Here is a 13,263-nt window from a genome sequence, read left to right on the forward strand (position 1 = left end):
TGGCTCTTAAGGCTGTACAATTAAGTTGAGGTGATCATATGAGAATTGAGTTTTCAGGCGCAGCAGGCTGCGTAACAGGATCAAGCCACCTGCTGAGGGTAAAGGACAAGAGAGTACTCCTTGACTGCGGGCTTTATCAGGGCAAGGATGACAAGGACAGGGGAAACGATGTGTTTTCATTCATTCCGGCATCCATAGACTACCTGATTCTTTCACATGCCCATATAGACCACAGTGGAAGGATCCCTCTCCTATACAAGAGGGGATTCAGGGGCAGGATAATCGCGACACCGCCGACATTCGACCTTTGCTCAATTATGCTTCTTGACTCAGGCCATATCCAGGAGCAGGATGCCGAATGGGACAACAAGAAGAGGGAACGTCAGGGAAAGGACTTGGTGGAGCCTCTTTATACCATTAAGGATGCCGAAGACTCCCTCGAGCTTTTCGAGCAGTTGGATTTTGATCAGGAGCTGACACTTTTCGAAGGCTTCAGGGTACGGTTCAGAGAAGCCGGACATATACTTGGTGCTGCCATAGTCGAGGTCTTCATGAAGGAGGAGGACAAGGAGGTCAAGCTTGTATTCTCCGGTGACCTTGGAAACAAGGGCATTCCGATGATGAAGGATCCATATCTCATTGACAGCTGTGACTACCTGATACTGGAATCCACCTACGGAAACAGGCTTCACGTGGAGTCCAGGTCTGAGTTCAGGCAGCTGATCGATATCATAAACACCACCTACAGGAAGGGCGGCAATGTCATAATACCGTCATTCGCAGTAGGAAGGACGCAGGAGATCCTATATATCCTAAACGAGTTCATGGAAAGGGGGGAGCTGAACCGCGGCGTATCAGTCTACGTTGATTCACCGCTTGCTACAAAGTCCACCGAGATATTCAGGAAGAATTCCAGGTATTTCGACGAGGATACCCAGAAGAGATACCAGATGGGGGATGATATCCTGAATTTCCCAAACCTCCATTTTACGGAATCAGTCGAAGAATCGAGGATACTTAACAATACACCTAAGGGCTGCGTCATAATCAGTGCTTCCGGAATGGCTGATGCAGGAAGGGTAAAGCACCATCTTAAGCATAACCTCTGGAGGAGGGAGTGCTCCGTGGTCTTTGTCGGATATCAGGCTGAGGGAACTTTAGGCAGGACTATCCAGGACGGGGAGAAGATGGTAAGGATATTCGGTGAGGAGGTGGCGGTAAACGCAGGCATCTACTCGCTATCCGGACTTTCAGGCCATGCGGACAGGAACGGTCTTCATGAATGGGTATCTGCGTTCAAAAAGAGACCCCTCCAGACATTCCTTGTCCATGGAGATGACAAAGCTGCGATCGCACTGAAGGAGCTCCTGGTAAAGGACGATTACAATGTGAAGATTGCAAAGTACGGAGATATAGTTCCTCTGAAGCATTACGTCAAGCTTCCAGCATACACTGAAATTGAAATCGAAAAGGTAGATGTTGAGAAGGGAATCGAATCTCTAAGAAAGAAAGAGGCCCTGATGAAGCTGATCAGCACCATGGATTTTGAAAACGCTTCAGATCTCGACATAATCAGGGGAGTCGAGGAAGTTTTGAGCCACAGACAGAAGTCTGGAGGCTGATAAGAATACAGTAAAAGTAACCGTTTAGCTTGTTAAAGGATGGATTAGGGTTTATAATTGTTATCGTAGTCATTATGCACCGGCATGATATAAGTCATGTCAGTGCATAATTGCACGCAAATTTTTATCCAACCTATGCAGGTAAACTGCACCAATGAAATCTTTAGGCCGGATTTCAAATATGTTTAAGGGAGAGGTTACAAACATGAGAAAAATGAAAACCATGGATGGAAACACCGCTGCGGCGCACATTTCGTACGCTTTCACAGATGTAGCAGCGATATTTCCAATCACACCATCATCCACTATGGCTGAGAGTGTGGACGAATGGGCATCAAAAGGACTGAAGAACATTTTCGGTCAGCCAGTAAAGGTCACTGAGATGCAGTCTGAGGCGGGAGCCGCAGGAGCAGTTCACGGATCACTGCAGGGCGGTGCTCTGACCACAACCTACACAGCATCACAGGGGCTTCTGCTCATGCTTCCAAACATGTACAAGATTGCCGGAGAACTCCTGCCAGGAGTGTTCCATGTAAGTGCAAGAGCACTTGCAGCACACGCGCTTTCAATATTCGGAGACCATCAGGATGTTATGGCAGCAAGGATGACCGGTTTCGCGATGCTTGCAGAGTCAAACGTTCAGGAGGTCATGGACCTTGCCGGAGTTGCACATCTTTCTGCAATAAAGGGAAGAGTTCCGTTCCTCAACTTCTTTGACGGATTCAGGACATCTGCAGAAGTGCAGAAGGTTGAAGTCATTGAATATGACGAACTTGAAGCTCTGCTTGACAAGGATGCTGTTGCAGCATTCAGGGCAAACTCCCTCAATTCAGAGAGACCTGTAACAAGGGGAACAGCTCAGAATCCTGACATCTACTTCCAGGGAAGAGAAGCTTCCAACAGATTCTACGATGCGATTCCAGAGATAGTAGAAGGCTACATGGAGGAGATCAACAAGCTTACCGGAAGAAACTACCAGCTTTTCAACTACTATGGAGCTGAAGATGCAGAGTATGTCATCGTTGCGATGGGTTCGGTTTGCGATACAGCTTCCGAAGTAATCGACTACCTGATGAAGAAGGGCGAAAAGGTAGGTCTCGTAAACGTACATCTTTACAGACCATTCGCTACAAAGAACTTCCTTAACGCAATTCCAAAGACTGCAAAGAAGATCGCAGTACTTGACAGGACAAAGGAACCCGGATCAGCCGGAGAGCCGCTTTACCAGGATGTAAGGAATGCATTCTATGAATCAGAGCAGAGACCTGTCATCGTTGGCGGAAGATATGGACTTGGTTCCAAGGATGTTACTCCAGACCAGATATTCGCAGTATATGAGAATCTTAAGTTCAACGAAGTAAAGAACGGATTCACTCTTGGAATAGAGGATGACGTAACATTTACAAGCCTTGCCAAGCATGAGCCGATAAACACTTCAGCACCTGGCACAGTACAGTGCAAGTTCTGGGGACTTGGTTCAGACGGAACTGTCGGAGCCAACAAGTCAGCCATAAAGATCATAGGCGACGGCACTGACATGTACGCGCAGGGTTACTTCTCATATGACTCAAAGAAGTCAGGCGGAATAACAGTTTCACACCTGAGATTCGGAAAAGAGAAGATAAGGAGCCCGTACCTCATACAGAACGCGGACTTCGTAGCATGCCACAACCCATCATATGTAGACAAGTATGACGTGCTCACAGGACTTAAGGTTGGAGGAACATTCCTTCTGAACTGTTCGTGGACCGTTGAAGAGCTTGAGACAAGGCTTCCAGCAAAGATGAAGAACTTCATCGCAAAGAACGAGATAAAGTTCTATATCCTCGATGCACAGGCTATTGCTTCAGAGATTGGACTTGGCTCAAGGATCAACATGATCATGCAGTCAGCATTCTTCAAGCTTGCTAACATAATTCCTGTAGAGGATGCTGTAAAGCAGCTTAAGGACGCCGTTTACAAATCATACGGCAAGAAGGGCGAAAAGATCGTCGCAATGAACAACGAAGCTATCGACAGGGGTGTAAACGCACTTGTCAAGGTTGAGATTCCTGCATCGTGGGCTGAGGCTGCAGATGCAAAGGCAGACGAGAAGGCCGTACCTGAATTCATAGAGAAGCTTCTCAGACCGATCAATGCACAGGAAGGCGACAAGCTGCCTGTTTCAGCATTCCTTGGAAGAGAAGACGGAACATTCCCAATGGGAACATCAGCCTTCGAGAAGAGAGGAATAGCAGTCAACGTTCCTGAGTGGCAGATAGACAACTGCATACAGTGCAACCAGTGCTCGTATGTATGTCCTCACGCTGTAATCAGACCGTTCCTCCTGGATCAGGCTGAGATAGAGAAAGCTCCGGAAGGATTCGCAACAAAGAAGGCAATCGGCGGCAAGGCATTCGCAGACTACGGATACAAGATACAGGTATCAGTGCTTGACTGCACAGGCTGCGGAAACTGCGCACAGATATGCCCTGCACCTAACAAGGCTCTCGTAATGAAGCCAATCGAGACTCAGATGCATGAGCTTCCAAACTGGGATTATGCGCTTGAAGTTTCTCCAAAGGCTAATCCGATGAGCAAGAACACACTTAAGGGAAGCCAGTTCGAACAGCCGCTTCTCGAGTTCTCAGGCGCATGTGCAGGCTGCGGTGAGACACCATACGCTAAGCTTATCACCCAGCTCTTCGGAGACAGGATGATGATAGCGAACGCTACCGGATGCTCATCAATATGGGGAGCTTCGGCACCTGCTACAGTCTACACAACAAACCATCTCGGACAGGGTCCGGCATGGGCGAACTCACTCTTCGAGGACAATGCCGAGTTCGGACTTGGAATATACCTCGGAAATAACGCTCAGAGAGCCAAGCTTCTTCCTCTTGCTGAATCCCTTCTTGCAGAAGAATCAGCATCGGCAGACCTTAAGGCAGCGCTTCAGAACTTCGTTGACAACTTCACCAGCGGTGAAGGGTCAAAGGCAGCAAGGGCAGCACTTCTTCCTGTACTTAAGGAAGCAGTTGACAAGTTCCCGGCAGCCAAGGAGCTCTATGAGAACAAGGACTACATGACCAAGAAGAGCCAGTGGATCTTCGGTGGAGACGGATGGGCATATGACATCGGATACGGCGGACTTGACCACGTTCTTGCAACAGGCGAGGACATCAACGTATTCGTATTCGATACTGAAGTCTACTCCAACACAGGCGGACAGTCATCCAAGTCTACTCCAACAGCAGCAATCGCCAAGTTCGCAGCATCAGGAAAGAGGACAAAGAAGAAAGACCTCGGAATGATGGCTATGAGCTATGGATATGTATATGTGGCACAGGTCGGCATGGGAGCTGATAAGAACCAGCTCATAAAGGCCCTTACAGAGGCTGAAGCATACGACGGACCGTCACTTATCATTGGATACGCTCCATGCATCAACCAGGGACTGAAGCTTGGAATGGGCTTCAGCCAGGAGCAGACCAAGAGAGCGGTAGAGTCAGGATACTGGTCGCTTTACAGGTACAACCCGCTTCTCAAGGAAGAGGGAAAGAACCCATTCACTTTGGATTCAAAGGAGCCTACAAAGAGCTTCAGAGAGTTCATAGACAGCGAAGTAAGGTATTCCTCACTCAAGCAGGCTTATCCGGACGTTGCAGAAGCTCTGTTCGCAAAGACAGAGAAGGATGCGAAGGAAAGACTGGAAGGCTACAAGAGACTTGCAGCTCAGGTTTACTAGAAAATTTAAAGGGATCGCCAGATTGGCGATCCCTTTTCCATTCAAATTATCTATTATATCCATTGGATTATTTTTTCAGAGAGTAAACTCACTGACCTTGTCAAAGTGCCTTCCAACCTCTTTCGCACTATGGGCGTCAGAACCTGTGACAACAGGTATTCCCATTGAAACTGCTTTCCTTATGATATCAATGGAAGGGTAGGGTTCACGGCAGTATTCCTTGTCGTAGCCCGAAGTGTTGATGTCCAGGGAGTATCCGTTTTTCTTTACAGCTTCAAGTATTCTGCCCAGGTCCATGTCATGGCTCCTGCCATGGAACCTTTTGAACTTCTTTATAAGGTCAATGTGTCCTATCCTTTTTGGAGTAAGACTTCCATAAGGTTTAGAAAGGGCCTTCATCAATGTATCCTCATAGGCTTTCACAAGCGCCTCATAGCCGACCTTATCAGCCTTTTCCATGAAGGATTCAGGTGAATAGTCGATGCAGAAGTACTTGCCGTCAATAAGAACGAAGTGTACGCTTAGAATGGAGTAGGGTATTGTTTCGGGATTGTGTTTCAGAAACTCAATGGTTTCATTTTCCTTACCCTCTATGTAGTCTATCTCGAACCCGGCATTGACTATGATCCTGTCCGTGTACTTTTCCTTGAGCATGCTTATCTCCTTAAGATAAGCGTTAACATCAGAACTTATCATCGCGCTGTCCTTAGCGGGCACCGTGTCATCCATTGGAAGCGGCGCATGCTCAGTGAAGGCGATTTCCACAATATTTTTTTCGATTGACTTCAGAATGTAATCCTCTGCCTTGTCCCTCGAGGCATGAGGGCAGTAGTCTGTGTGCATATGCATGTCGATCACGAATAAAGCCTCCTTTGTTTGCATTAATATTCACATCTATGTTACTATATATTATCATACAGAGGAAGGACAATTACAGGCTGACGGTACATCCGGCCTTATCCTCAGATTGGATGGGAGTGATTTCTTGAACAGGATAACTATGAATGACACGATTATCAAGACAAAAAAGCAGGAGATGGATTTTCTAAGGTTCATGAGCAAGCTTGGCTATGACCTTGTGGACCTCAATGTGGTCGAGACCTTCAATTGGGGAAGCATCACACTTGATGACCAGAAGATGATGGACAAGAGGCATTCCTGGACGGACGGCGGGATTCTTCACGCTCTTCGGAGCGACTGGACGAACTCGATTGTCAGGTACAGGAAGCAGTATGAGCTTGAGGCTGAAAAGATCGCCTATGCCGGAATGGTATACAAGAAATCCGGAACCATTCACCAGATGGGAGTCGAGACCTTTACCTCCGACATAGCTGCACAGCAGGAGGTCCTTTCGGATGTCCTCGCATTCATGACTGAGCATCTGAAGAAGAACATATCCATAGCGGTGATTTCTCACAACAAGCTCCTGAAGAAGCTTCTGACGAAGGACCAGATGGAGGATCCGATGATCCACAGACTTGTTTCCGAGAGGAACAGGGATGCTCTTTCGCATGCTCTTTCAAAGGACCATCCTGTAATCGGACTGATGCAGGTAAGACCTGAAGACCAGCTTGAATACATTGCAGGAAGATTCCCTGAGCTTGCCCAGGAAATCGAAGACCTCAAGGTATGGGAGGACAAGCTAAGGAAGCTTTCCATCGAGAACGTATATATCGATACTCTTGTAATGCCAAGACAATCATATTACAGGGGCATATTCATACAGCTCTATCAAAAGAACGAGACTGAGCCACAAGCTTCAGGAGGGCAGTACACAAGCTCTTCAAAGGCATTTGGAATGGGAATCAACGGATAGGAGGAACAAATGATTACAATAGCGCTGTCTAAGGGAAGGCAGTATACAGATTTTATCAAGTATATAGAAGAGAGAGGAATCACCGAATGGGTTGAAGCCCTCTCCAAGGTCACCAGGGAACTGGTTGTTGAAGCCGGGGATGTTCGATTTCTGCTGGTAAAGGGGGACGATGTTCCGACCTACGTTGCTGAAGGAATAGCTGAGCTTGGAATCACAGGCAGTGACATACTCATGGAGAGCGAAACGGGCGTGAACAGTCTCATGGACCTTCCGTTCGGCTTCTGTCATTTCACCATAGCCAGCACTGAGGCTAAGAAGAAGTATGACGTAATAGCCACAAAGTATGTCAACTATACGAGAAGGTACTTCGACTCGATAATGCAGCCAGTTAAGATCATACCTCTGAAGGGGTCTGTTGAGCTTGCGGCAGTAATCGGAATGGCTGATGCCATTGTCGATATCGTACAGTCCGGGGATACTCTGAAGAAGAACGGATTGAAGGAAAGGGTCACCCTGGATAAGATAAACGCGAGGCTTATCTCAAACAAGCATGCGTACTTCATAAAATATGACGAGATACAGGCAATCATAGAGCGACTGAAGGTGAAATGATGATAAGTGCAGAAGCATTCAAGAAGGCATATAAGGAAATGGATACCCTTGACTTCAGTAAGGCAGCCTCAGTGCTGGAGATCATAAAAGAGGTAAGGGAAAAGGGAGACGAAGCGATTAAGGCGTTCTCACTGAAGTTCGACAAGGTAGAGGTAAATGAGCTTTTGGTGCCCAGGTCCGAATTGGAAAAGGCCTGGTCCGAACTTGATGAGAAGCTTAAGGAAGCACTTGAGCTTTCAAAGAGAAACATCGAGAAATACCAGAAGTCAATAATGTGGAAGCAGATGGAAAAATCCGAGCTTTACCAGAAGGTGCATGCTCTCAGGAGAGTTGGCATATATGTTCCGGGAGGAAAGGCAAGCTATCCTTCGACTGTACTCATGACTGCAGTCCTTGCAAGGGTAGCTGGAGTGGAGGAGATCATCGTTGTGACTCCGCCTCAGAAGGACGGTATCAACAGGGCAACACTGGCCGCATGCTACATCTCTGGTGTCGACAGGGTTTACCAGACCGGCGGAGCCCAGGCTGTCGCCGCGCTGGCATATGGAACGGAAACCATACCAAGGGTTGACAAGATAGTAGGGCCTGGCAACCAGTACGTTGCTCTGGCCAAGAAGCTTGTCTATGGAGATGTTGGAATAGACTCAATCGCCGGCCCATCTGAGATAGTGATAGTAGCTGACCATACCGCGAACAAAGAATGGGTGGCACTCGACATACTTGCACAGGCTGAGCACGATGAGATGGCAAGGACCTTCCTCATAAGCTCAGACGAGAAAGTCCTGTCGTCTATTGAGGAAGAACTCAAGAAGCAGAAGCTGCTTCAGCCCAGGTTAAAGGTCATAGAAGAGAGCCTCGAGAACAACCATTACGCTATACTTACTTCAGGGAAGGACGAAAGCATAGAGATCGTTAACCTCATAGCCGGAGAGCATGTGTCCATACAGACTGCTGACGCAGAAGACTATGTTGAGAAAGTCAGGACTGCGGGAGCAATATTCATCGGAGAATACTCTCCAGAGGCTATCGGAGATTACTCAGCAGGTCCAAGCCATGTGCTTCCGACCTCCGGCAACGCAAGGTTTGCAAGCGGACTCTCCGTGAATGATTTCCTGAGGACAAATTCAGTCATTTCCTTAAGCAGGGAAACATTCATGGAATGCGCAGCTGCTGCAGTTGCCATAGCAAACGAAGAATCGCTCGCTGCTCACAGGGATTCTGTATCTATAAGAATGGGGGAAAGAGCATGATAAGGATAAACAAGAATGAAAGCCCCGTTCCGTCGCTTTCAGAGGAGAAGATCAGGGAAATCATACAGGAAACGCCTTTCTTCAGGTATCCTGCAGAGGAGCACGACAGGTTCGTTGAGGCGTACGCCAAGTTCCATCACCTGGATCCGCAGTGCATAGCAATTGCAAACGGATCTGATGAATGGATACAGAAGTTCATGATACTTCTCGGAGACGGGCCTATGATGACCCTTGACCCTGATTTTTCAATGTACGAGGGCTATGCCAGGCAGCTTAAGAGACCTGTGATCAAGGTCCCCTGCAATGACGATTTCACATTTGACGAGGAGAGGACCGTACAGGCCATTAGGGAGCACAAGCCTTCCTTCTTCATATTTTCGCAGCCTAACAACCCAACGGGAGCCATGCACAGCGACTCCTTCGTACAGGCAATTGCAGATGCTGTCACAGAATCCGGAGGATATCTGGTGGTAGATGAGGCGTACCTGGAGTTTTCAAGCAAGACCTATGATAAGCCGGCGGGGGACAATGTCATCACCATAAGGACACTGTCCAAGATATACGGGCTTGCAGGTCTCAGGATAGGAGTAGCTGTATCGACAAGAAACACTATCGAGATGCTTAATTCGATAGCTCATCCGTATCCTGTAAATTCCCTGTCACTTAATATCGGAACCTACCTCCTTACCCACGAGGAGGATCTGAGGACATTCTTCAGCAGACAGAGAGCACTTTCGGACAAGCTGAAGGAGATCTTCAGGGATACGGTCTCTGATGTTATTGAAGTGCTTCCAAGCGAGACCAACTTCGTATTTACGTATGGCAAGAATGCTCCCTCACTTGGAGAATACATCATGGAGAAGGGATTTCTGCCAAGGCTCTACAAGGACGAACGTCTAAAGGACGTGGTAAGATATTCTATAGCTGAAGAAAAGGATCTGGAAAGACTTCATGAGGTCCTTAAGGAATGGAGGGCAAAGCTTTGATTTACAAGATGACAAGGGAGACCGGCGAAACAAAGATAAGCATATCTATCGAGAAGGGGACAGGACCGTCGAGCATCGACACAGGTGTCGGATTCCTGGACCACATGCTCGACCTTTTCGCGTTCCATGGCCATTTCATACTGAACTGTACAGTCGACGGTGATGTGATGGTTGACGACCACCATACTGTTGAGGATGTAGGTATAGTCCTCGGACTGCTGCTTTCTGAGATGTCAGCTGACAAGGCCGGAATAACCAGATATGGACATGCATACGTGCCGATGGATGAGACTTTATCAAGGACTGTTACTGATGTCAGCGGAAGGCCTTACCTTTCATTTGGAGCAAGATTCTCGACAGAAAAGGTTGGCACCTTTGACACTGAGCTCGTGGAGGAATTCTTCAGGGCACTTGTCATTAACGCCAGGTATACAGTACATATCGACCTTATCAGAGGAGGAAACTCCCATCATGAGATAGAATCGATATTCAAGTCCTTTGCACAGAGCGTAAGAATCGCTCTTTCTCCGTCCCAGTCGGGCAGGGTGCCCTCATCAAAGGGCGTGCTATAGATGGTCGCTTTAGTAGACTACGGACTGGGCAACATCCAGAACCTGAAGAATGCACTGAAATACCTCGGATATGAAGTAGTGCTCACAAAGGACCCTCTGGTCCTTGCAGAAGCAACGCACGTCATATTGCCGGGTGTAGGCCACTTCAAGGCTGCAATGGACAGGCTTAACGAGGAAGGTCTCATACCAGTGCTTGACCAGCTCAGAAGGTCAAAGCCCTTCATAGGGATCTGCCTGGGAATGCAGCTTCTCTTTTCTCACAGCGAGGAGGGTGATGTGGACGGACTCAGTTATCTTCCGGGAAAAGTCGAACTGATCAAAAGCGACCTTCCTGTACCTCATCTTGGCTGGAATACGCTTTTGACAAAGGACGGAAGCCTTGAAGAGGACGTATACTTCATACATTCCTACAAGGTGGCCACAGATGAGAACGTGGTTGCATGGGCTGACTACGGTCAAAAGATAACAGCAATAGTCCAGAAGGGCTCCCTCATAGGGATACAGTTCCATCCGGAAAAAAGCGGATATGCGGGACTTGCCATACTTGACAAGGCACTGAAAGGAGGGTTCCTATGATTGAAATCTGGCCGGCTATAGACCTCATACACAGCAAGAGCGTAAGGCTTACTGAAGGAGACTATGGAACCAGCACTGAAATGGAAAGAACGCCTGAGGAGGCTATAGCCTTCTATTCCGGCTTCAGCATGGTAAAAAGGATACATATAGTAGACCTCATGGGGGCCTTGAAGAAAGGTCCTGAGGAATCTGAATTCATAAGGGGTCTCATCAAGAAATGCCCGCTGCCTGTTGAAATAGGAGGAGGCATACGCTCCAGGGAGATCATAGAGTCATATCTTGAAGCCGGAGCCTCCTACCTCATAGTTGGGACCAAAGGCCTCAAGGAGCCGGAGTGGCTTGCCGAGATGGCCAATGCCTTTCCTGGCAAAATCTACCTGGGTCTTGATGCGAGGGAAGAGATGGTCTCGGTGAACGGATGGACCGAAGAGACTGGTGAAACCATATATGAGGTCGTGGAGCGTTCAAACAAGATTCCACTTGGCGGGATAATATTCACGGACATCTCAAAGGATGGCAGAATGTCAGGACCGAACTTCGAGCTAACAGCAAAGCTTTCAAGGCTCTCAGTCCATCCGGTCACCGCTTCAGGAGGCGTCAGGAGCATGGATGACATAATGCGTCTCGATGCTCTCGGAGTCCATGCCGCAATCGTAGGAAAGGCGGCAAACACCCCTGAATTCTGGAGGGATGTAAAGTGATCAAGAAAAGGATAATACCCTGCCTGGATGTCAAGGACGGCATCGTGGTCAAGGGCATACAGTTCAAAGGGCTAAGGGAGGTCGGCGACCCTGTGGCAATGGCTAAGAGGTACAATGACCTTGGTGCTGACGAGCTGGTTTTCCTTGACATATCTGCAACTGAGACGGGACATGCGCTCATGGTCGATGTCATAAGGAGGACAGCTGAGCAGCTGTTCATACCAATGACAGTAGGCGGAGGGCTCAAGTCGGTTGAAGACATATCAAGGATGCTGAATGCCGGAGCGGATAAGGTGAGCCTTAATTCTGCGGCGCTAAGGGACCCTGACCTCGTCAGGCGTTCATCGGAGATGTTCGGAGCCCAGTGTACCTGTGTTGCCATTGACGCTAAATGGGACGAGGAGAAGGGTGACTGGTTCTGCTATACCCATGGCGGAAAAAGGCCAACAGAAGTCTTGACCCTTGAATGGGCAAAGCGCGTCCAGGACCTTGGAGCAGGTGAGCTTCTTGTTACAAGCATGGACTACGACGGCATGAAGCAGGGTTTCGACCACAGGCTTCTCAAGAAGCTGATGTCAATCGTAAACATACCGATAATAGCCTCCGGAGGAGGAGGAAACGCCAGGCACTTCGTAGATCTGTTCAAGGAGACCGATGTTTCTGCAGGACTTGCAGCATCAATATTCCACGATGAACAGGTTAGCATAGCCGAGGTCAAGGAAGCCTGTGCGAAGGAAGGGGTTGCAATAAGGAATGTCTGATTACAGCGAAATGAAGCCTGATTTTACTAAAGGGCTTCTTACAGCGGTGCTGCAGCACCATACTAACAAGAACGTGCTGATGGTAGGATACATGGACGAGGAGGCCTTCAGGCGCACTTGTGCTGAAGGTGTCGTATGGTTCTTCTCCAGGAGCAAGGGAAGGCTCTGGATGAAGGGAGAATCAAGCGGGCATGTGCAGGTCGTAAAGGATATGCATCTTGACTGTGACAGCGACGCTCTTCTGCTCCAGGTTGATCCGGCGGGACCCACCTGCCACAGGAACACTGAAAGCTGCTTCGACCTTGATGTTTCCTTCACGTTGAAGGACCTTGAGGATACTGTAAGGGAAAGGTCCGAGAGTCCGGAAGAGGGCTCCTATACCAACTATCTTCTGACATCAGGAATTGACAAGATCGCAAAGAAGTTCGGCGAAGAAAGCTTCGAGGCTGTGATTGCCGCAAAGAATTCAGACCGTGAAGAACTGGCAAACGAAGCCGCAGACGTCCTTTACCACCTGTCTGTGCTCCTATTCGAGAGGGGAGTCAGCATAAGCGACGTGGAAAAGGTGCTTCACGCAAGGCACATGAAAAAGAAGAACTTCAAGGGCACTCGCCGCGAGGTTGAGGAATATTGACATTAA

12 protein-coding genes are annotated in these 13,263 nt (G+C 48.3%); 11 read left to right on the forward strand and 1 reads right to left on the reverse strand.

Annotated elements, in window-relative coordinates:
* The first annotated feature begins 38 nt into the window (after positions 1 to 38).
* Positions 39 to 1,622 carry an MBL fold metallo-hydrolase RNA specificity domain-containing protein gene (locus J2Z34_RS12360; protein ID WP_209460178.1) on the forward strand — a complete coding sequence of 528 codons (1,584 nt, stop codon included), beginning with the start codon at positions 39 to 41 and terminating at the stop codon, positions 1,620 to 1,622.
* A 205-nt stretch (positions 1,623 to 1,827) separates the two neighbouring features.
* Entirely contained in the window at positions 1,828 to 5,349 is a 3,522-nt protein-coding gene (gene nifJ, locus J2Z34_RS12365; RefSeq protein WP_209460179.1) for a pyruvate:ferredoxin (flavodoxin) oxidoreductase, read from the forward strand.
* Between the two features lie 75 nt (positions 5,350 to 5,424).
* On the opposite strand, the gene hisJ is transcribed toward nifJ, so the two are convergent.
* Positions 5,425 to 6,198, reverse strand: a complete 774-nt coding sequence (gene hisJ, locus J2Z34_RS12370; protein ID WP_245250719.1) for a histidinol-phosphatase HisJ — start codon at positions 6,196 to 6,198, stop codon at positions 5,425 to 5,427.
* A gap of 151 nt (positions 6,199 to 6,349) precedes the next feature.
* Here hisJ and J2Z34_RS12375 point away from each other — a divergent pair, with 151 nt between their 5' ends.
* From J2Z34_RS12375 to hisIE, 9 genes are read left to right on the forward strand one after another with little or no spacing between them, the layout of a single operon-like run.
* Positions 6,350 to 7,165 (forward strand): ATP phosphoribosyltransferase regulatory subunit, encoded by an 816-nt coding sequence (locus tag J2Z34_RS12375; RefSeq protein WP_209460181.1) that lies wholly within the window; start codon positions 6,350 to 6,352, stop codon positions 7,163 to 7,165.
* 9 nt (positions 7,166 to 7,174) lie between these two features.
* Complete coding sequence (hisG, locus tag J2Z34_RS12380) at positions 7,175 to 7,777, forward strand: ATP phosphoribosyltransferase (RefSeq protein WP_209460182.1); 603 nt, start codon at positions 7,175 to 7,177, stop codon at positions 7,775 to 7,777.
* Positions 7,777 to 9,027 carry a histidinol dehydrogenase gene (gene hisD, locus J2Z34_RS12385; RefSeq protein ID WP_209460183.1) on the forward strand — a complete coding sequence of 417 codons (1,251 nt, stop codon included), beginning with the start codon at positions 7,777 to 7,779 and terminating at the stop codon, positions 9,025 to 9,027. The genes hisG and hisD overlap by 1 nt, the downstream gene beginning before the upstream one ends.
* Positions 9,024 to 10,013 (forward strand): pyridoxal phosphate-dependent aminotransferase, encoded by a 990-nt coding sequence (locus J2Z34_RS12390; protein ID WP_209460184.1) that lies wholly within the window; start codon positions 9,024 to 9,026, stop codon positions 10,011 to 10,013. The genes hisD and J2Z34_RS12390 overlap by 4 nt, the downstream gene beginning before the upstream one ends.
* The gene (hisB, locus tag J2Z34_RS12395; protein ID WP_342453174.1) at positions 10,010 to 10,585 is read left to right on the forward strand and encodes an imidazoleglycerol-phosphate dehydratase HisB; all 576 of its coding nucleotides are present in this window, start codon (positions 10,010 to 10,012) and stop codon (positions 10,583 to 10,585) included. The genes J2Z34_RS12390 and hisB overlap by 4 nt, the downstream gene beginning before the upstream one ends.
* On the forward strand, positions 10,586 to 11,161 hold the full coding sequence (hisH, locus tag J2Z34_RS12400) for an imidazole glycerol phosphate synthase subunit HisH (protein ID WP_209460186.1): 576 nt from the start codon (positions 10,586 to 10,588) through the stop codon (positions 11,159 to 11,161). It begins immediately after the preceding gene.
* A complete protein-coding gene (gene hisA / locus J2Z34_RS12405; protein WP_209460187.1) occupies positions 11,158 to 11,862 on the forward strand; it encodes a 1-(5-phosphoribosyl)-5-((5-phosphoribosylamino)methylideneamino)imidazole-4-carboxamide isomerase in 705 nt (234 codons plus the stop codon). Before hisH ends, hisA begins: the two co-directional genes overlap by 4 nt.
* Positions 11,859 to 12,623, forward strand: a complete 765-nt coding sequence (gene hisF, locus J2Z34_RS12410; RefSeq protein ID WP_209460188.1) for an imidazole glycerol phosphate synthase subunit HisF — start codon at positions 11,859 to 11,861, stop codon at positions 12,621 to 12,623. Before hisA ends, hisF begins: the two co-directional genes overlap by 4 nt.
* Positions 12,616 to 13,257 carry a bifunctional phosphoribosyl-AMP cyclohydrolase/phosphoribosyl-ATP diphosphatase HisIE gene (hisIE, locus tag J2Z34_RS12415; RefSeq protein ID WP_209460189.1) on the forward strand — a complete coding sequence of 214 codons (642 nt, stop codon included), beginning with the start codon at positions 12,616 to 12,618 and terminating at the stop codon, positions 13,255 to 13,257. The genes hisF and hisIE overlap by 8 nt, the downstream gene beginning before the upstream one ends.
* Positions 13,258 to 13,263 lie beyond the last annotated feature (6 nt).

This window comes from Youngiibacter multivorans, from assembly GCF_017873395.1.
In the GTDB taxonomy this organism is placed as follows: Bacteria; Bacillota; Clostridia; order Clostridiales; family Clostridiaceae; genus Youngiibacter; species Youngiibacter multivorans.